Annotated in this window: 18 protein-coding genes; 14 read left to right on the forward strand and 4 right to left on the reverse strand. The window is 53.6% G+C overall.

Annotation, left to right across the window (positions count from 1 at the left end):
• Positions 1–68: 68 nt before the first annotated feature.
• On the forward strand, positions 69–1,385 hold the full coding sequence (gene hflX / locus FJ146_11950; GenBank protein ID MBM4252677.1) for a GTPase HflX: 1,317 nt from the start codon (positions 69–71) through the stop codon (positions 1,383–1,385).
• An 18-nt stretch (positions 1,386–1,403) separates the two neighbouring features.
• Positions 1,404–2,780: a glucose-6-phosphate isomerase gene (locus FJ146_11955; GenBank protein MBM4252678.1), complete on the forward strand. Its 1,377-nt coding sequence runs from the start codon at positions 1,404–1,406 to the stop codon at positions 2,778–2,780.
• 4 nt (positions 2,781–2,784) lie between these two features.
• Here the strand turns inward: FJ146_11955 and FJ146_11960 are convergent, their stop codons facing one another.
• Complete coding sequence (locus FJ146_11960; protein ID MBM4252679.1) at positions 2,785–3,213, reverse strand: hypothetical protein; 429 nt, start codon at positions 3,211–3,213, stop codon at positions 2,785–2,787.
• Between the two features lie 177 nt (positions 3,214–3,390).
• Between FJ146_11960 and FJ146_11965 the strand changes: the two genes are divergently transcribed.
• From FJ146_11965 to FJ146_11985, 5 genes are all read left to right on the forward strand, one after another.
• Positions 3,391–4,560, forward strand: a complete 1,170-nt coding sequence (locus tag FJ146_11965) for a 4-hydroxyphenylpyruvate dioxygenase (protein ID MBM4252680.1) — start codon at positions 3,391–3,393, stop codon at positions 4,558–4,560.
• 10 nt (positions 4,561–4,570) lie between these two features.
• Positions 4,571–5,317: a hypothetical protein gene (locus tag FJ146_11970; GenBank protein MBM4252681.1), complete on the forward strand. Its 747-nt coding sequence runs from the start codon at positions 4,571–4,573 to the stop codon at positions 5,315–5,317.
• 113 nt (positions 5,318–5,430) lie between these two features.
• Positions 5,431–6,483, forward strand: a complete 1,053-nt coding sequence (mltG, locus tag FJ146_11975; GenBank protein MBM4252682.1) for an endolytic transglycosylase MltG — start codon at positions 5,431–5,433, stop codon at positions 6,481–6,483.
• A gap of 55 nt (positions 6,484–6,538) precedes the next feature.
• Positions 6,539–7,006, forward strand: coding sequence for a TIGR02266 family protein (locus tag FJ146_11980; GenBank protein MBM4252683.1), 468 nt, complete (start codon positions 6,539–6,541; stop codon positions 7,004–7,006).
• Positions 7,007–7,011: 5 nt separating this feature from the next.
• On the forward strand, positions 7,012–8,238 hold the full coding sequence (locus FJ146_11985; protein MBM4252684.1) for an MFS transporter: 1,227 nt from the start codon (positions 7,012–7,014) through the stop codon (positions 8,236–8,238).
• Here FJ146_11985 and FJ146_11990 read toward each other — a convergent pair.
• The 3 genes from FJ146_11990 to FJ146_12000 all read right to left on the reverse strand — a co-directional run bounded on the left by FJ146_11990 (position 8,219) and on the right by FJ146_12000 (position 12,406).
• Positions 8,219–9,214 (reverse strand): hypothetical protein, encoded by a 996-nt coding sequence (locus FJ146_11990; protein ID MBM4252685.1) that lies wholly within the window; start codon positions 9,212–9,214, stop codon positions 8,219–8,221. The genes FJ146_11985 and FJ146_11990 overlap by 20 nt on opposite strands.
• A gap of 217 nt (positions 9,215–9,431) precedes the next feature.
• Positions 9,432–11,699, reverse strand: a complete 2,268-nt coding sequence (locus FJ146_11995) for a hypothetical protein (GenBank protein MBM4252686.1) — start codon at positions 11,697–11,699, stop codon at positions 9,432–9,434.
• A gap of 134 nt (positions 11,700–11,833) precedes the next feature.
• Positions 11,834–12,406, reverse strand: coding sequence for a TetR/AcrR family transcriptional regulator (locus tag FJ146_12000; GenBank protein ID MBM4252687.1), 573 nt, complete (start codon positions 12,404–12,406; stop codon positions 11,834–11,836).
• A gap of 171 nt (positions 12,407–12,577) precedes the next feature.
• On the opposite strand from FJ146_12000, the gene FJ146_12005 reads away from it, so the two are divergent.
• The 7 genes from FJ146_12005 to FJ146_12035 form a co-directional block, all read left to right on the forward strand.
• Complete coding sequence (locus FJ146_12005; protein MBM4252688.1) at positions 12,578–13,453, forward strand: hypothetical protein; 876 nt, start codon at positions 12,578–12,580, stop codon at positions 13,451–13,453.
• Positions 13,444–14,634, forward strand: a complete 1,191-nt coding sequence (locus tag FJ146_12010) for a hypothetical protein (GenBank protein ID MBM4252689.1) — start codon at positions 13,444–13,446, stop codon at positions 14,632–14,634. Before FJ146_12005 ends, FJ146_12010 begins: the two co-directional genes overlap by 10 nt.
• Positions 14,627–15,331, forward strand: coding sequence for a hypothetical protein (locus FJ146_12015; GenBank protein ID MBM4252690.1), 705 nt, complete (start codon positions 14,627–14,629; stop codon positions 15,329–15,331). The genes FJ146_12010 and FJ146_12015 overlap by 8 nt, the downstream gene beginning before the upstream one ends.
• Positions 15,328–15,864 carry a lipocalin family protein gene (locus FJ146_12020; protein MBM4252691.1) on the forward strand — a complete coding sequence of 179 codons (537 nt, stop codon included), beginning with the start codon at positions 15,328–15,330 and terminating at the stop codon, positions 15,862–15,864. The genes FJ146_12015 and FJ146_12020 overlap by 4 nt, the downstream gene beginning before the upstream one ends.
• A gap of 202 nt (positions 15,865–16,066) precedes the next feature.
• Positions 16,067–16,810, forward strand: coding sequence for a hypothetical protein (locus tag FJ146_12025; protein MBM4252692.1), 744 nt, complete (start codon positions 16,067–16,069; stop codon positions 16,808–16,810).
• Positions 16,811–17,001: 191 nt separating this feature from the next.
• Positions 17,002–18,888, forward strand: coding sequence for a hypothetical protein (locus FJ146_12030; GenBank protein ID MBM4252693.1), 1,887 nt, complete (start codon positions 17,002–17,004; stop codon positions 18,886–18,888).
• A gap of 175 nt (positions 18,889–19,063) precedes the next feature.
• Positions 19,064–19,660, forward strand: a 597-nt coding sequence (locus FJ146_12035) for a hypothetical protein (protein MBM4252694.1), incomplete at its 3' end; no start/stop codon positions are given.

Here is a 19,660-nt window from a genome sequence, read left to right on the forward strand (position 1 = left end):
GCGATATCCGAGGTGACAGGGCCCCTCGCTTCGGCTAGCCTTACGAGTCTAGCGCTGGGAGGTCCCATTTGACGCGGGAATCAACGACTCATCCCCGCCCCACGGAGGGGCGGGTGGCCATCATCGTCGGCGTGTTACTCGCAGGCGAGGACGACACCTTGGCGGACGACCTTGCCGAGCTGACGCAGCTCCTTGCCACCCTCAAGATTCAGGTTGGTGGGCGCGTGGTGCAAAAGCGGCAGAAGGTGACGCCACGTTTTTTTGTGGGCGAGGGCAAAGTAGACGACATCAAGCTGCTGGCCGAGCAACTAGGCTCCAAGCTGGTGATTTTTGACCGGACGCTTTCCGGCCCCCAAGTGCGCAACTTGGAGGAGGCGACTGGCTGTGAGGTCCAAGATCGGACCGGGGTGATTCTAGAGATCTTCGCGCGCCATGCACGGACGACCCAGGCCAAGACGCAGGTCGAGATCGCTAGGCTTGAATACATGATGCCGCGGATGACAGGAGCCTGGTCGCACCTTGAGCGGCAACGTGGCGGTGGTGTTCAGCGCGGTATGGGAGAGAAGCAGATCGAGGTGGATAGGCGCCTTGCACGGGAGCGGATGAGCCGCCTGAGACGCCAGCTCGAGGGCATTCAAAAAGATCGGCAGAATCAGCGTAAGGCGCGCCTCTCTGAGCTCAAAGTGGCGCTCGTTGGCTATACGAACAGCGGCAAGACCTCGATCATGAGTGCCGTGACGCGCGCCAACGTGCAGGCTGAGGATGTGCTCTTTGCGACTCTGGATGCAAGTGTGCGCACACTTGATCCGTCGACGCGACCGAAAATTCTTCTGAGTGACACCGTCGGCTTTATCCGTAATTTGCCACACGCCCTGGTTGAATCATTTAAGTCGACACTGGACGAGGTGCTCGAGGCTGATCTGCTGCTGCACGTGGTCGATGCCTCGCATCCTAACTTTCGCGCCCAGATGCAGACGACTGCCGACGTGCTTCGGGAGATTGGCGCCGGCGATATCCCGACGCTGATGGTGTTCAACAAACTTGATAAAGTGGCTGATCCCGTGCTGCCGAAGATTCTCAAGGCGGCCTATAAAAACAGTGAATTCGTTTCGGCGCTGCGGGACGACGACATGGTGCGGCTGCGGCGCTACATCATCAAGTATTTTGAGGAGAACCTGGTCCGCGCCACCATTGAAGTGCCGGCCGATGATCAGTCCCTGTTGTCGCTGATCTATAAGTCATGTTTGATACTTGAGACGGACTTTAGTATTCAGGACCTGGCTCGGTTCGAAGTGCGTGCGAGTCCTGCCGTTTTAGCTAAATTGCATTCACACGTGGTCTCGGTCGCTGAGGGACCATTCCAAGGATTACGTTTCAAGGATTAAGTTTCAAGGATTCAGCTTATGATTCGTCTCGATACTAGCTTCTTCTCCCTTGAGTTAAAAACTAGCGCCACCTCCTGGCAAGCAGACGCTACGGCAGCTTTAGCTGCGGTTAAGCGTGGTGACTGTGCCGGGGGTGAGTTCACGGGATGGTACGACTGGCCGCGGCGTCATGGTTTTGCCTTGGCAGAAGAGGTGAAGCAGCACGTGGCCGGCATCGGACGTTTTTACGACACGGTGGTGGTTGTGGGTATCGGGGGATCTTATCTCGGCTGTCGCGCCGTGGTCGATGCCTTGACGCACAGCCATGCCGCGTCGTTAAACCGCGGTCCCAATGCCTCAAAAACACCACAAGTAGTTTATGCTGGTCACAACCTTTCGGAGGCTGGCCTCATCGAATTACTGGATTTTCTCGCGACACGTGAACCCATCGTCAACGTGATTAGCAAGAGTGGCACTACCACGGAGCCAGCGGTCGCCTTTAGGGTAATTCGTGACCACATGGAGCAGCGCTACGGTAAGGCTGAGGCGGCGCGACGCATCATCGCTACCACTGACGCCCATAAGGGGGCGCTGCGTCGTCTTGCTGGTGACGCGGGCTACAAGACCTTTGTCGTCCCGGATGATGTTGGCGGGCGGTTTTCGGTGCTGACCGCTGTCGGCCTTGTGCCCTTAGCCCTTGCCGGCTTTGATATCGACAGTCTCCTCAATGGTGCCGACCAACTGTTCCGTAGTCTTGAGGGTGAGGGATTGGCCACCCACCCCGTTATCGAGTATGCAACGCTGCGCCGTGCCGCCTTTGCGGCGGGTAAACGCGTCGAGATCTTGGCCTACGGCGAACCGCGTCTGGCGACGGTAGTCGAGTGGTGGAAGCAGCTCTTTGGTGAGTCTGAGGGTAAGGCGGGTCAGGGCATGTTCCCAGCGGGACTTAGCTACACGACGGATCTCCATTCGCTCGGTCAGTATGTGCAGGACGGATGCCGTAACCTGATACAAACCTTTCTGAGTTTCAGCGAGACACTGCCGGCCTCACTTCGTAGTGGTGATGCTTCTGAGCGGCGGTTGCGTGTGCCCCATGCGGCTCACAATGATGACGATCTAGGCTACCTTGAGGGTAGGCCCATCAGTGACATCAATCAGGCAGCAATGATCGGCACCAAGGTGGCCCACAGCGATGGCGGTGTACCGAGCTTGGAATTGCACTTGCGCGAGCTCTCCGCATCGAGCCTTGGTGAGCTTTTTGCCTTCTTTGAGACGGCCTGTGCGGTTAGTGCGCTGCTACTCGGTGTAAATCCCTTCGATCAGCCAGGTGTAGAGGCTTACAAGAAGAACCTCTTTGCCCTCCTGGGTAAGCCTGGATTTGAAGAGTTAGGTGGCGCGCTGCGTCGCCGTTTGTGATGTCTCAGTTGTTGTGGCTCGGCGCTGCCGCGACGAAAGCATCGCGCAGCGTGCCGAGTCGGTCAGCGACCTCGGTCATGGTGTGCGTCATAATGTCGATTTCCCAGGTGTCACCCTTTAGATGGTGGCAGAGATCTCTGACCCAGCGTGCGAGGTCGTCGATAAAGCGTCCTGGATCGTCACCCATGGTGTCGTCGTACATACGGACTAGGGTATCTAGCCAGGCCTGCTCATCGCGGCCGAGTAGATTTACAAGCTGATTGAGCCGGGTGCCGGACTCGGCCTCTTGCCAGTCGCCAGCGATGCGGAACGGAAAATTCGAGCGGTCACTCCGGTGTAGCCAGATCTTGGCCCTAGTCCCGACATTGACCACCACATAGTCAGCAGGGTCGGCGCCATGGAAACCATCAGGCCGTTTCCATACGACGTGCATGCACAACCTCCAGTATCCGCATGTATTCGCAGTTTTGACGCCTTGGATGTTACCACAGGGTGGGTGGGAGCGCCTAGGTCATTTCGGTGGCAAAGCCGCCTCAAGGGATAGTTGCGCAGTGGACGGCGACGAGGTAATTTCCCCATCGCCTAGCATTCACGAAGAGGAGCGACGATCATGGGCCTACCTTTAACTGGTTGCCACAGCTACGAGCATTATGTTCAGGATTTGGCACGCGCCGAGGCTTTTTATACGAAGTCCCTTGGCTTCAAGAGAATCGGCGTCAGCACGGCCAAGGCCGAGGCTCATGACGGCATGCGCCGGTTGGTCCTCGCTGGTGGGCGCAAGATTCACGTGATCTTGTCGCAACCTCTCAAAGACTGGTCCGTTGCCGCTAACTACCTCAGGGCGCATCCCGAGGGGATCGGTTTTCTCAACTTCCGGGTCAGCAGTCTTACCAAGGCGATCGAGTTTCTGAAGCCGCGTCGGGCGACGTTTCTGTACGATACGCAGGTGGTGCGTGACGACCAGGGTGAGCTCGCGCAGATTGCCATGGCCTCAGCATTGGACGACGTCAACTACCGCTTGATCGATGATTCGCGTTATAACGGGTTTGGGCCGTCCTTTGAGATGCACGAGCGTGCGGGCAGCTACGAGTCACCACTCGGATTCACCGAGATCGATCACTTCACAGCCAACGTCAGGACCTTGCAGCCGCTCACGTCGTTTTACCGCGATGTGCTTGGCTTTGAAAAGTTCTGGGATATCGAGTTCCACACCAACGACGTCAATCCTAACCTGCCTGTCGGCAGTGGGCTTTACTCCGAGGTTTACTGGCATCCGGCATCGGGCATCAAGTTCGCCAATAACGAGCCGATTGCACCCTTTTTTCGTAACAGCCAGATTGACATCTACTGCCGTGATAACCGCGGGAGTGGTGTGCAGCATGTGGCATTGCTGGTTCCAAACATTCTCAAGACTATGGATAAGCTCCATGCCGAGGGCTGTAAATTCTTGGCTGCCGGCGATAGCTACTACGAGAAGGTGCCAGCGCGGCTCAAAGCTAGTGGCTTCAACGGCTCGATCCGCGAGGATATGAAAGCCCTGGCCAGCAGAGATATTCTCATCGACGGTAGCGCCAAGGGTTACTTGCTCCAAATCTTCTCTCATGAGCTATCGCGGCAATTTGGCGATGCCAAGGCTGGCCCCCTCTTCTTTGAAGTGATTCAGCGCGAGGGTGACGAGGGTTTTGGTGGTGGCAACTTCCGTGCACTATTCGAGACCATCGAGATCGATCAGATTGCGATGCAAAAAGTGGCTTCGCAGTTACCGCTCGAGACGATATAGTCATCGTAAGATGACTAAACACAAGCGTTTCACAAACGGTCTGGTACTTACATGCGCTCTCGTCATGTTTGGTGGGGGCAATGTTTGGTGCCAGGCCGTTTTAGCTGACGACTCGTCAACGTCCTCCGGTGCCACTGCTGCCACAGTCACCGCTATGGCATCAGATCAAAGTTGGCATGAGGATCAGACGGCGGGGGTGAAATTCCCGCTCCCATTTAAGATTGGCCGCGAGAAGACCACGCAGCAGGCCCACAACCTGATCCTGGCTGAGGCGGGAGTGAAACTGCCGGCTAACGCCACAGTGACCTCGGCGCTGTATGGCGAACGCGATGTGCCGTTTGTCCTAGTTTGGAAGATCGAAACCAAATTGGCTGCGACCCTGGGTGACCTAGCGGCTATGGCAGCGCAAGTTGGTGAGTTGCGTGGTTTAAACGACTGGCAATTTAATCAATACCGTTTACGCGGTACCGCAACGGCGACTTTTCCGGCGACCGGACTTGGTGCCAGTATGCTGGTGCAGCTTGTCGAGGGCGGTGCCGTTGTGGTTGGGTATTACTACCGGGATCTAGCCGACGCAGCGTTGTTTCAGGCCATCGCTGACGGCTTTGAGCTGACTAGTGCCAAAGTCCTTAGGCCAAAGCCAAGAACTCTAAGTTTACTCTTTCAAGACAAAGACATTTACATCATCCTTCTGATCGCCGGAGCCGTCACCGTGTCGTTGCTGTGGTTCTTGGGGCGTAGGCAGCGATTGCCCTGAGAGACCGGGAGTAGCGCCACTGCGCTGACGCTCTCGCCGTCTCGGGCGCTGATGCGTTATGATGAAGATCCTAATACTTCCTGAGGATTCATGTTTAGGCGAGGGTAGTACCGATGGCTCGGTTTGTGACGAAGGTTGTGATAGCGCTCGTCGCCATCGTGTTTGTGAGTGGTTTGGCTCTAGTGACCTACGTTCACAGCTGGCAGACCCGTCCGCAGACTCTGCCTCAAGAGGTGGTTGTTGAGTTCAAGGGTGGCACGGGGCTCACGGCTTTGGCCAAGAGGCTTTCTGAGTCTGCCGTCATCGATAACTCGACTCTCTTTACGCTCATGGTGCGACTGGGCGGCGAATACAAGCACTACCAGGCAGGCACCTACCGTTTCAGCGGGCAGGTGACCCCACTGGACGTCGAAAAGGCGATGGTCCAGGGTTTGATCTATGCGCCGGTCGTCGCGCAAATCACCATCCCAGAGGGTTTCAAGCTCCGTGAAGTCATCGAACGATTGGCGGCTCACGGCATCGGTCACATCGTTGAAATCACTAACCTGAGTCGGGACCGGGTATTTCTCGACGAACTCAAGGTGCGGGGCGCGTCTTTAGAGGGGTACATCTACCCCGCCACGTACTCGTTTCATAAGCTACCGACGGCGCGCGAAGCGCTCACCTTGATGGTGCGCACTTTTTGGCAAAATTTGCCACCCGACTATGAGGCCCAGGCCAAAAGTCGTGGACTAAATCTTAACGATGCAGTCACCTTCGCCTCCCTCATCGAACTGGAGACGCGTCTTGATGAGGAGCGTCCCCTCGTAGCAGAGGTGATCTGGCGGCGCCTCAAAGACAAAGCACCCCTCGGCATCGATGCGGCCGTGATCTACGGCATCCCCGACTACACGGGGGATCTCACCTGGGCAAATCTCTCGGACCGTCGCAACCCATACAACACCAGGATCCATCGCGGGCTACCACCAACCGCTATTGGCGCTCCGAGCCGAAAGTCCTTGGAGGCAGTCCTAAATCCCACCAACTTCGGCTATTATTACTACGTGTTGACTCCAGGGTTTATGCGACACCATTTCTCCAAAACCTTGGCCGAGCATAATGAAAATGTAAAGAAACTCGTGGATGCGTCGAAACGAGGGAAAGCCCACGATACGGGCAAGCACTGATCATTCAGATGTACCACCCGGCATATGCAACTGTGTGAACTGGAGGATGTGACTCATGGCGCAAAAGAAATCAAATAACCAGGCTAAGGGCGCACCCAGGGCCAAGCGGAACGGGGCGATCGATGAGTCCACCGAAGCGGTTGAGGGACGCTTAGATCAGCGTGTACCCATTCAGCTTCTCGTCGACTACAAGGCGGATGGGAGCTACCTCTTCGATTTCTGTCGTGACCTAGGCACAGGTGGTGTCTTTATTCAGACGAGCAAGCCACTGCCGACTGGCTCAGCCATAGATCTGACGTTTACCATCCCTGATAGCAAAGAAACTCTCAATACCAAGGGTACGGTGATCTGGGCGCAACAGCCAGTGGCTGGACGCAAGGATCTCATGCCAGGCATGGGCGTGCAGTTCTCTGGATTCTCTGAAGAACAGCGTCGTCTGCTTGAAGGATTTGTCGAGCGTTACCACGGTGGCAAGTTGGTGACGACGTCGGCATCCAATCGTACCGACAAGCAAGCTGTCTAACATCAATGCGTCGCGAATTACTGCTGGTGTTCATCCTTGCCGGGGTGCAGTTTTCGCACATTATTGATTTCGTGATTATGATGCCTCTCGGTCCGCAGCTCATGCGGATGTTTGGCATCGCTCCGAGGGAGTTCGCTCTTGTGGTCTCAGTTTATACGCTGAGTGCAAGTCTGAGCTGCTTTGGGGCATCTTTTTTTATGGATAGGTTTGATCGCAAAAAGACGCTCCTTCTCGTCTACGCTGGGCTGGTGGTGGGTACTTTTGTCTGCGGTTTAGCGCCTAACTTCCCTTCACTGGTCGCAGCAAGGTCCATCACGGGTATGTTTGGTGGGCTCTTGCAGCCCATTATTCTGGCGATCATCGGTGATCTTATCCCCGAGTCCCGTCGTGGTCAGGCCACAGGCATAGTTATGGCCGCATTCGCGGTATCATCGGTGGTCGGTGTGCCTATCGGCCTCAGTCTGGCCAATAGTTTTGGCTGGCAAACGGCATTTATTACCCTCGCCGTATTTAGCGCCATGAACCTCGCGCTCGCATGGCGGCGGCTGCCACCAGTCACATCACACATCACGAAACGTGTTCCATCTTCCGGTATGATTCACGATATGGTGGCCATATTAAAGCTACCGAATTCATGGGTAGCTTTAGTGCTGATTACCACCATGATGTCGATCTTCACGTTTACGCCCTTTGTTAGCCCATTTCTGGTGCAGATTGTTGGTATCGCTGAAGCTGACCTCCCAACCGTTTATATGTTTGGTGGCGCAGCCTCGTTCGTCGTATCGCCACTGATAGGTAGAATCGCTGATCGCTTCGGTGCAAGAAGGGTCTTTATTAGTTCGTCGGTTGTGGCGGTGCCAGCGATGCTTATCTTCAGTAACTTGCAAAAAACCAGTTTAGCCGTCGCGGTAGCCATGAATACCCTGGTGGCTGCCGTCGGTGCAGCTAGGATGACGCCGTCTCTTGCTCTTATCAATGGCAGCGTATCCTCAGCGTTGCGCGGTCGCTTCATGACGCTGATTGCGTCTGTTCAGCAGCTTGCGGCCGCGTGCGCTTCGTTCATTGGTGGTCTGATTCTCGGTGATAGCTCCAGCGGGCTTGCGCGATTTCCCCTGCTAGGAAGCATAGTCGCCACATCGATGGTGATCTCATCGTTACTGAGTCTTTTGATCAGAACCGAGCAGAAGACAGTCAAAAGAGGTGGTACAGAAACTAAACCCGGTAGAGATTAACCTCTACGCGTCGGCCATCGTTCAGCAAACTCTGATCCTGGTTGATACTGTTATAAATCGTGGCGATGGAATTACGATAATCGGCAGCACCGTAGCTAGTGCCGTCGTTGAACGCTGTGCGTCCGCCACGCATGAAGTTTAGCGTGCGATCGACACCCCAGGTTCTAAATGCTTTGATGAGTAGATTCACAGCCTCGCCCAAATTATTGGGGTCGTTGAGATAGGCGCCACCGTCATTCCTCTGGTAGCCTAGCATTTGTGCCATATCTAAATTGATGTTTAGGTAGCTGAGGTTAGCTGACGGTGTGCCATCCTTGCCGCTATCCCGTTCGTCTGAGCGCATATAAGTGGTCTCTTGCATGGCAATGGCCAAGATCAACATCTTTTCCTGCTGTGATGCTCCGGCGGCGCTAATCAGTGACAGGAGTCGAGTCTTGTTTCCTTGGAGCGCACTACCGTAGTTAGTGATCGCGAATTTAGCATTGCCCGGTGCGTTAAACTGGACACCGCTGGCTCCAACGGGTGGATTAGCGGGCTGGGGACTCGGTGCAGGCTGGGGACTTGGCTGCGGACTCGGCGACGGTTGGGGGCTTGGTGCTGGAGTCGCCGGGCTGGTCTGATTGCCGCCACCATTCTGATTGTTGCCCAAGTTTCTGATGGTATTGATAATGTTACCGAGAAAGCTACCAAAGCCGCCGCCGCCAGAGCCCCCACTCGATGAGGGCGACGGTGTTGTGGATGTTGACGACGACGGAGGTGGCGTCGTTGGGGGTGGCAGCGCTGCGGTACCAGCAGTGCCCGTATCGTTGGGAAATGCCGGTTTAGGTGTGGATGACGCGGCGCCTTGAGTTTCTTCATCATCGTTTTCTTGTACCCGGCCGCGACCAGTAAGTTCCGGGGGAATAGGGGCTGGCGGCTCTTTGCAGGCTAGAATTGACGCTAGAACGTAGGTCGTTACAGCAATTTGGTACTTCATAAACAACTCTGTTGCGTGCATGGCAGGCCAACCTTGGACTGCTACGTAGGGCTCGTATCTCCTGATTAAGCAAGATATATGCCGCGCATTTACGGCCTTTGATGCTCAATAAGTGTCGGGAAATATCGTCTTTTTATGTGGGCTGCGAAGCGAGATGTTCATATCTTCGACAGTAGTGAGCAAGGAATGTCCATTTAATGCAGCGGATTGAGCGGTGTTACGCGCGCAATGGCTGTTGCTGCTCTTGAGACTCCTGCGACTTGCGGATCAGCTCATCAATGACACGCAGGACGACCTCGCATTGTTCTTTGCTATGGCCCTTAAACTTTAGCCCGTGCGTGAACCAGCCGTCACTGGTTGCTGCGGACCAAACTACCTCTGCGCCGAGGGGGTTCAACCACAAGTAAGCGGGGTGATCGACTGCGACATCAAAGTAAAGATCGACATGAATCCCGCGTCCTAAGAGGACATCCGCTATGAGGCACATGCCTCCTATGGAGTAGTTAACAAGTTGCATAGGTCCAAAAGAGGTCTTGATTGCGATCGGCTCAGTAAGGATGCTGCGGCTGTGCTGAACTCTCAAGTTATTCTGGATTCGGTAGGAATTAAGAGCCCTAGCCGTGACAGTTGGGTCATCGCAGAATGGATCGTATTCGTAGGCTAACTTAGGAGCATTCTGATGCTTGATAGGAACCTTGATGGGATTGAAACTATTTGCGGACTTCAAGTGTTCAGGTAGAGCGCTAAACGTGGACTCACCAAGCACGATCTTGAAGGGCTCGCAGGCGGATTCAAAGCGGCTGGCCAAGACCACGCCGCCGCCTGATACAGTCACATCAAATCGCTCTTCGTTACCAATATTTCCGATATTAACGGTGTCGCTATTGATGCCGATCCGTAAAGGCAAAGCTGTCGCTAATGGATCTAAGCACCTAAGCACCGCTTCCATTTGAATATCTCGGGCGCAGGCGAGTGCCGTGGCTTCGTGATTTGGAACGCTACCGTCGGCGAGATCGTAGCCAAAAAAAGCCAGTAAGCCGTCACCAAGACTCTTATCTACGACCCCGCCATGTTTGTGGACAATCGCGACCATAGAGTTGATGACAGTCTTCAGCGCGGAGAAAGCCTCGATCGATTTCATGCGCTCAAATATTAGTGAGTAGCCGACGATATCGACAAAAAGGACAGTGACGTACTGCTCAACTGGATTTTTAAGCAATTCAGCTCCCGCCAGTGCAACGTCACTAATCCGATGATCGGCGATAATGCCTTTGAGGTGACGACGCAAAAGTGCAGCGTTTTCACGGATACCGACCACTTTGATTCCAATTGGCACCAAGAGCATCATCGCTTGCAGGGTTATGGCCAAAAACTGAAGATCTGTATAAGCCCTGTGATGGGCAATAATGCCGCTAAACTCTGCTAAAACAAGGCAGTCGGAGATGGTGATAGGCAGGAAACAGATGGAGTAAAGAGTGGCATAAAGATCCCGGTCAACTATGCATCTCTTCAGAGCAATCAATTGCACGCTGACTAGAGCCAAACCCGCTGCTCCGATATAAATCATGGTTGTCACATAATCGTTAACGAAAAAGAGTGGCAGACACATCACAGGAAGCAGGATGAATGCGCGGCCGTAGGTATGAACCAAAGGATGCTGATGCGGTCGAATGTTAACGAATTCAAGGCCAAATTTTACAATAAATGTCATGGAGAGAACTGTAAAAATCGGCCAAATCTTTATGATGGCTATGCGCCAATCCGTTGGCAGAAGGAACGCTTGACCGCTCAGTATGAGGATCAGTGGTAGATAGCAGATTCCACTGAGTGCGATATTGGTAAACATCTTGGCTCGCAGCCAAATTCCTAGTATCAGCACAGTGCTGATACCGGTCACAAATGCGCCTAAACCAAATAGCAAAACTGCACTGCGAGATGCTTGCTCATGATCGTGATCATCTTGATGCTGCAAGGTCATCACAGGAAAGTAAGGAATACCTCGCGACAAGACCCCGATGTAGTAGGTCTTAGTGCCCGGTGAGACATCAAGCCTGATGACATCATCTGGCGTGCCTCGTGTGTTGGCAGTCTCGGCAAGACCCGTACGCTGCATGACTGGACCTGCAGGTGCGCTGGGGTCGAGTAGCCATTGGGAAAAGACAGGAAACGAATTCATTAAAACTAGGCGCCGACTTTCGGTGCTGGGATTAGATATTTCCAAGCGAAACCACAGGCGCCCTTCCTGAAAAAAGCGTCTGCCGCTCACCTGGGTTGGTGTAACGCGCGCGTGATCTAATGTGCGGGTTAGTGCAGCAGGGTCGCTGGAGTCTGGAGTGGCTTCCACCAAATCTGTGAGCAAGAATACGGCGGATTCCTCTGTCATCGGAACCACAATAGGAGCTGCCTGTGCACCAGTTGTAAGCCAGGCAACCAGACTAATCCATTTGATCACGAGATAAATCATGCCAAGTCCCGGAGCATACATTGCCCCTGCGTATCATCGGCAAAAGCTCAGCACTCTTAATGGTCGCTATCCATCATGAAACCGTAAGTAGCTTACCTGGTGAGTTTTTTCTGAGTTACGTTAGCTGATGACAATACAGCTAGAAACCCATGCTCTCAAGAACCCGATGCCATGCGCCACGCGAGAATCTCCAGCTGATCGTGGGTGGCTTTATCGAATTTGATCAATCCAGCCTCGGAGGCTTTAAAGACCTGCACGTAGCTACCAAACGTCGCGGATATGACCAGTTGCGCCTGATCTCTCGTGTGGCCTAGCTGAATCCGATCTTGGTAGTAGCTAATCAGGGAGTCGTTTAGATCACGTTCGAGCTTGATCGAGGCCTCGTCGAGGTAGGTGGCGTGCAGCTGGGCCTCCAGGAAACCGAAGGCCTTAGGATGCTTCGTGATGTAGCGTGCGATATTAGTCCAGACCATCCGGTGCGCGGCCCGGCCGGTGACGTCCGCTGTGCCTTCGGCAACAAAATTGGCAAACTGCAGCTTCCAGTGGCGGAAGAGCTCATTGACTAGCTCCTCCTTGCTGCGGAAGTAAGTGTATAGCGACCCAAGTGAGATCTCGCAGCTACCGGCTAGGTCTTTGATGGAGGCGGCATGAAATCCACGTGCCGCGAATTGCTCCAGGGCAGCCCCTAATATGAGCGCGCGGCGATCGGGATCTTTAAGTCTGGCCATGACCTACCTGGCGAAAATGAGTGAACAAACAATCATGAATATCTTCTTATATTAAAGTTCAGCATGTATTTCAAGAACGATAATATTAAAAAATCTTGTTGACCTGCCGCATCCTCTGCAATAATAAATGAGCGTTCGTTCATTTTAGAGCGAGTTGAGGGCGGATACAGTATGGGTGCGACTACACCAACGCGGCAATTCAGCAGTGCCGATCATGAGACATGGCGGCGCTTTCATGAGGGTTTTTTCGCAAGCCTTCCCGATTTTGAGGCGTCCTTGCACCCGTTTTATAAGTCCGGCCTGAGCGTGCTCAGAGACCTAGGCGGGTGTGTGCCGTCCCTCGGACTGATTCAGGAGTTGCTTGCCCCCCAAGGCTGGACGGCCTGCTATGTGGACGGTTACATCGAGCCCTGGCGGGTGGCCCAACTCATCGCCGCACGCGTGATGCCCATCTCGAGTGCCGTAAGGCCTGCCGATGAGCTCTACTTTGCCCGGGAGCCTGACCTCATCCACGATCTTTTTGGCCACTTGCCGAGTCTGCTCAATCCAGAATACCGCCGCCTTTTAACTGTCTGGAGTCGCGTAGCGAGTATGGCGGCTATCACGCCGCTCGATCGGGCGCTCTTTCATGTAAACAAAAGTAAGGTCAGGATGCACGAGGGTACCGAAGCGGAGCCACTTGAGCATCTCGATGCGGCGCTAGCTGCCTTTGACGTTGCCTTTGCGGCCAGCCCTACGCCGTTTCATTTGGTCGATAAGCTTTATTTCTGGATCTTTGAATTCGGTCTTTTAAAGCAAGACGACGGATTTGCCGTCATGGGTGCCGGGCTAATCAGCTCACTGAGTGAGTTACGAAATTTTACGCACCGAAGAGTGATAGAGATAGAGACAGCTCCCATCACTATTGATTCCGTGCTGAAGCCTTATGCCATCGCCAATGAGCAGACCTCCTATCTCGCAGCGCGATCCGTCAATGATTTTTACCGCATCATCAATCAGGCGATGAGTCGCATGGGTGACTTAAAGGGTCGGGGGTTATGCGCATGACAGGCAAAAGAGGCATCGTCATCGGTGCAGGTATAGGCGGTATCGCTAGTGGCATCGCGCTCGCTCTGAAGGGTCTCGAGGTCGCCATTTTTGAGTCGAGAAATGAGGTCGTTGAAGCCGATCACCTCCTGTGGATTGCTCCTAACGGGCTCGGTGCGATGGAGCAACTCGGTATTTTAGATGCCGTGATGCAGGTAGCGACACCGCAGGAGATCATGGGGTTTACTACGTCACAGCAGCGGCCGTTAATGTCCCTCCTAGGAGGCGATCTGGCCGCTAGCTTGAACCATCCAATCGTCGCGGTGCGGCGTCGCGATCTCATGCAGATCCTTTTCAAACGCCTTTATAGCCTTGGGGGCAAAATCGCATTTGGCCACAAACTGACTCATGTGAGCGACGACCCGAGATCTGTCACTGTGACATTTGCCAATGGTCTACGCAGTACGGCTGACTTCATCATCGGCGCTGACGGCATGGGATCACGCGTGCGCGGTTTTGTCGCCGGATCTGCACGGGTTCGCTATCAGGGACTCCGGACTTGGTTGGGGTATAGCGACCTCCCATGTGCCGCAAACTATGTCGGTAAGACTCTGGAACTTTGGGGAGTAGGGACCAGGTTTGTTTTGACCTCCCTCGATGGCAAGCGCCTTTACTGGAGTGCCCTTGAGCGTCACCCTAGCTACGAGTCATCGCGCGATCATGATCCAGACTCTGTTATCAAGCGACTGCGTGAACTATTTGCTGATTATCATTCTGATGTAGTTGCGGCCCTTGCGTCTGCACAGGTTGAGAGTTTCAGACTGAGTAATTTCAGTGTGGTCGAGGAATTAAAAGCAAGTTACCGCGGGCGCTTGTTACTCATTGGTGACGCCAGTCATGGGATGCCGCCCAACATGGGGCAGGGTGCATCACTCGCCCTCGAGGACGCTATTTGGGCGGCCGCACTATGCTCGTCCTACGATGACGTGGCAGAAGCATGGGCACAGTTTGACCGTGTGAGGAAGTCTCGGGTTCTTGAGATGATGAAACTAGCAAATTTTATGAATACCGCATTTCAACCCAAATCATCCGCAGCGAGTGGGCTACGCAACATGGTAGCCGCGATGATTCCGGATGCCCTAACTGCGCGTCGCATGATCCAGCTTTATGCATCCGCTCTCCCGAGGCCAATCTATGACTAGGATATTTCTCGCAATACTCCGGGCATTTTTTCGCCTACGTATGACGGTGCGTCCCATTGCACCCGGCGACACCGAGGCGGTCGCGCGATTACTCGCGGAACAATTTGCGTACCGAGAACCTCTGACGAGACAGCTAGGACTGAGCTCGCAGGAATTATTGCCACTGATCAGTGCCCACATTGATTACTGCGCTCAAGGCAAACTAGGGGTAGTTGCGCATAGTCATGGCGGTACACTACTCGGTGTCATCACTGCAGAGGACGATTTCCGACCATTCGTGCCGCCAGAGGATCTGCTGACGCCGCGACTGCGAATGGTCGGGGACGTACTCGGACGCGTATCCTTGCCAAATGCATGGATACCGCAGTCAGAACGTGAATTATTCTACTGTGACTTGGCTGCTACAGATCCGCAGTACGCCGATAAACATGTGCTAGCAGCTCTCACACTTGGGATCTTCGATCACCTATCGGCCATGGGTTTTAAACGCGGGTACGCCAAAGTGACCAACGAGCGCATGATGGCGCGCCTCCGTGGGTTTGAACGTCTGCTGTGGCGACCTATATTCACCGAACTTTGCCGCCAACGGAGTGCCGCAGGCAGTGAGGTCATTGCCGTCGGTTGGTCACTTGATTTCTGGCAATCGCGTTTCAAAGCGCGAGTTTCATCCATAAACTTCGGGGAGAAAAAGAGATGATCAGGAAACTAGTTTGTAGTGCATTTCTGTTTGTAGCAGGATTTGGGACTATCGCTCAGGCTGGGATTCTCCCGACCGTAGTGTCCGAGATCGATGTCAATAAGTACATGGGCAAGTGGTACCAGGTGGCCTCGACGAACCCATTTTTTCAAGCGAATTGCGTCTGTGCCACGGCCACTTACACACTGCGCGATGACGGCAACGTGGATGTCGTCAATAGTTGCCGCCGTGATACGGTGGATGGTGCCCTTAGTGACGTTAAAGGCATCGCCTACGCGACGTCAAATCCAGGTAAATTAAATGTAGTCTTCGGTGGCATTAAACTACCTGGATCAAACTACTGGATTATCGAAGTAGCTGATGATTACTCGTACGCAGTCGTTTCATCGCCACTGCGTCGTCCTATTTGGATACTTGCGAGGACACCAGAGTTGCCAACTGACACATTGGACGGGATCTACAAAAGGCTTGATGCCCAGGGGTTTCCAGTGAATGCGATCGTGCCTACTTTACAGACTGGATGCAACAACTAAGAGTCTGGCTTCCGTGAGGCGTCTGACTTCTGTGGTACAATGGGCCGCATAGCGAAATCAGCATGATGCTCATTTACCATGGAAGGTTTATCGCATGCGTATTTCCAGAATTTCTAAGTCGCTTCTCGTTACGAATTTGTTGCTCTTTAGTGGATAAGCCTTTAGTGCTGATATCACTGAGGCAGATGATGTTCATGCGGGGATGGCGACATACTTTGGCGGGCTTGGTGCACCGGCAGGTGGCTGCGGTCTACCTCAGTCAGTGGTGGAGTCTAGTAACTTCGTGGCGCTGAATGTGCAGCACGCGCAACCGCCGATGAGTGGAGAGTACGACGGTGGGCGTAACTGCGGTCGTTGGATTGAAGTGACACTCAGCAAATTTTGTAAAAACGCTGATCATTCCGAACGCTGGAACACAGACTTCTGCACCGGGGGGCAGTGGGAAGATGGAGCGCTCACCGGAGCTAAAGCGATGTTTATCGTTGCCGACAGCTGCAACGACGGCAATGTTTGGTGTCGCCTCGACCGGTTTCATCTCGATCTTGCCCAGTCTGGTCTCGGGCAGTTTGATTCGACCATGAACGTATACACGTGGCGCAATCCGCAGGTGACGTGGCGCTACGTAGACGCTCCAGGTTACATTGGCGACGTGGCTATCGGTTTCGCGCAGAACGCATCTGCCTACTGGCCAACCGTGATTATTAAGCATCTGCAGCGGGGTATTCACCGCGTAGAGCAGTGGGTGGGTGGACGTTGGGTGGTGCAGCCCATGTTTTTGACCCTGGGCCAGGTATTTACCCTCACAAATGTTGGATCGGAACCCTACCGCGTCAGGCTATTTGACGCGTACGATGCACCCGTCCAGAATGGGCGCGTTTACAATTTTGCTATGCCCGGACAGTGCTGCGGACAGGTGTTCAATCAAGTCGCGTACACGGTAGAGTAAACTTATCTCCAGTGTAGCGTTCCGAAGCTAGGTGACCAATTTCGCTGCAGCGCGAAAGTTCCGTAGCGAAATTGGGGTTCGTAACACCGCGTAAATAAGCTATTAATAAAAATTCTTAAACTTTGTAACGAAATGCGCCGATAGGCTATTAAGCCCTGCGGTAGAGAACTTTACGTCTTAGGGGGGCTACCGTGACCAAATTGACTTCGGTGATTCTGATCATGGCAATCGTTGGCTGCAATGGCCAGAATCCCGATGGTGCTGTGCGCAAATCGTCGGTAGGCGCCGAAGCTGTTTTCATTCCACAAAGCAAACCTCAAGATAAACCTCAATCTCAGGCTGACGCTAAGCCAGTGGATGCTGCGGAATTTGCTCAAGATCAGCGCACCCAGGTCATTTACGACAAGATGACTAAGACCATGGGAGAACTACAGGATCTCGAGCGCCGACTGCCGCCTTTAGACTCCGATGTGTCTGCGATCGCAGAGCATGTTGAAGTACTCGATAAAATCGCTACTCAAATTGAGAGTGATTTTACCAGCCTCCAGGCTATCGCTACAGAATATGCGCTGAAGTCGACAAGCCAAGGTACTAGGCTGTCATTGGGATTAGCCCTTAACGGTGCTGCAGAGGGGGGTGGGGCACCTAGGGCTCAGTCGGTAGCAAGTAATGTATTCAGAATTGCTTCCACTGTACTTTCATGGTTGGGGAACTTCCTAAAGTGTCTTCTTGCTCCTCCTGTGCTCCAGAATCCAAACACCAAACCCGCTGGATTTAATCCTATTCAACTCATAGCCGAGGCCATCAGGAACCTCATAGCGCTACTGGATGCAATTTTAAATTCCTGCATTTTCGGGCGTCCTCCAGTGAGTGATGTGAAAGCCGCCGACACAGTAGTCGGCGTCCCTCTGTCCGGTCCCTACGGTTCGCAAACATTCAAAGTATACGCAGGTGGCTACTGGGTGAACTCAGGGCTATTTTTGAAAAAGGGTCAGACCGCAAAGATCAGCGCTAAGGGGCGGTGGCAGTACGATAATCAAAATGTCGACGCCTCTGGAGTAGGTCTTGGGTCCGAGCGTGGATGTCGACTCGGATCGCTAGTTGCGAGGAGCGGACTGAATTACAATAAAGAGATTCAGTGTATTGGGGTCTCCGGTATCTTTACCGCCGCCAAAGATGAGACCTTGTATGTCGGGATGAATCACGGGGACGGCGGAGAAATGTACGGCAATCGTCTAGGCCTCAAAGGTGTACTCGATGTCACCGTGACGAGTGATGGTGGGACGGTCCCCTCGCTCAGTCCTCAGGATGCAGCTGCGGTGGATTTAACCAAGATCGCTAGCGGCAATTTAGAAATCATCGGGCGCCACATTCTACTACCTGTAACGACTGCCGCAGTGTTGAGAGACCGGAGTACGCTAGTTGCGTCGGTGGAGACGCTAGACCGAATCTACGAGGCTCATTTGAAGCTGCGAGGTATGGCACCTTTTGATGGCGTGAAAATCAGATTCTTTCCCGATCCCGAGGTTGTTAAATTCGGTTACATGATTGCGGGTAATCCCATCCGTACCCTGCCAGATTTGTTTGGTGGTAATGAATCTCAGCGAATACTGAGGGCATCAGTTATAAATACAGATATTTGGGGTTTTGCCCACGAAATCGGCCATAATTTCACTGCGGCGAACGGCGTCCATTCCTATATGCGCCTAAGCTATGAAAGCTGGCCCAATGTCTTCACGCTACACTCACTCGAGATGCTTAATCGGGTAGAAGGTCAGCCTAATGCGCGCACTTATTGTGACGGTAAGAACGCCTATCTGGCCTCAGGTGAGTATAGTCAGCTTAAGTCGGATCCGTTTTTACAGCTTTGTTTCTTAATGGAGTTTCAGAAGACTTATGGTTGGGAGTTCTGGCAAAAATTTAACTCCAAATTGAATGCTGAATACGAGAACTCCGTAGCCCAGCGTGTCGGTGGTAGCGACCAGGCCGTATGGACTTATGTTCGTGACCTTGTCAACCAGGCCGCGGGAAGTGATCAGACGGCAGTGTTCAAGACGTGGCGCCTGCCAGTTAATTAGAAATTCCAAGAGGGACTTGGCGATACCAAAGTCCAGCTTGATCCCGCATCCGGCGCTAGGAATCAATGGGTTCCTGCGCCTTTATGCGCTCCCTCGAAAGATGACATAGGCCATGCATTTGGTGTAAGAGACGCCGGACTAAACAAGGTCGTTGTACCGTCGGGAGAGCATGGCCGTGCCTTTACTCACAGGGATTCCAAAAACACCCCAAGTCATGCGGCGTTATGCTGCCGGATTGATCACGCTCTTATGTTTGATTTGCCTCTGTGCCTGCGGACCAGCAACAAACACCAAATCCACAACAGATCTCGCCGCTAGCGCCACGGCAGCATCAAATTGTAGCGTCATCATCTCAACCAGTGGTCCCACGATCTACGATTGCAGCGGCAGCACCGTAGCCGGGAGGGTCGAGGAATTAGTTGGCAGAGCAAGTGCTGGGCTAGGATTCCCGTCGCATGAAGGCCCGCGTGAGGGCGATTTTATGTTTGTCGGTAAACACTACCTGGCATGGATTGATAACACGGGCTTTTCCGGTAAGCTGAACGGACTTTGGCCCCTGAATGCCATACCAGATGATTTAGATTTTACTTTACTTGAGCCAACCCCAGACGGTACGCGCCCAGTGAGTATGCTCCTCCCGGGGGAGGACGGCGATGGGCGCTGGCCCAGAGCTTATAACGGTGCCGAACATTACGAGTTGCCGCGGTACAAAAACGGTCGCCACGATAGCCAGGCCGGGATACTCGAAGCTAACCACTTTACTGATGCTCCC

It is taken from the genome of Deltaproteobacteria bacterium (genome assembly GCA_016874735.1).
GTDB lineage: Bacteria > Bdellovibrionota_B > Oligoflexia > Oligoflexales > CAIYRB01 > CAIYRB01.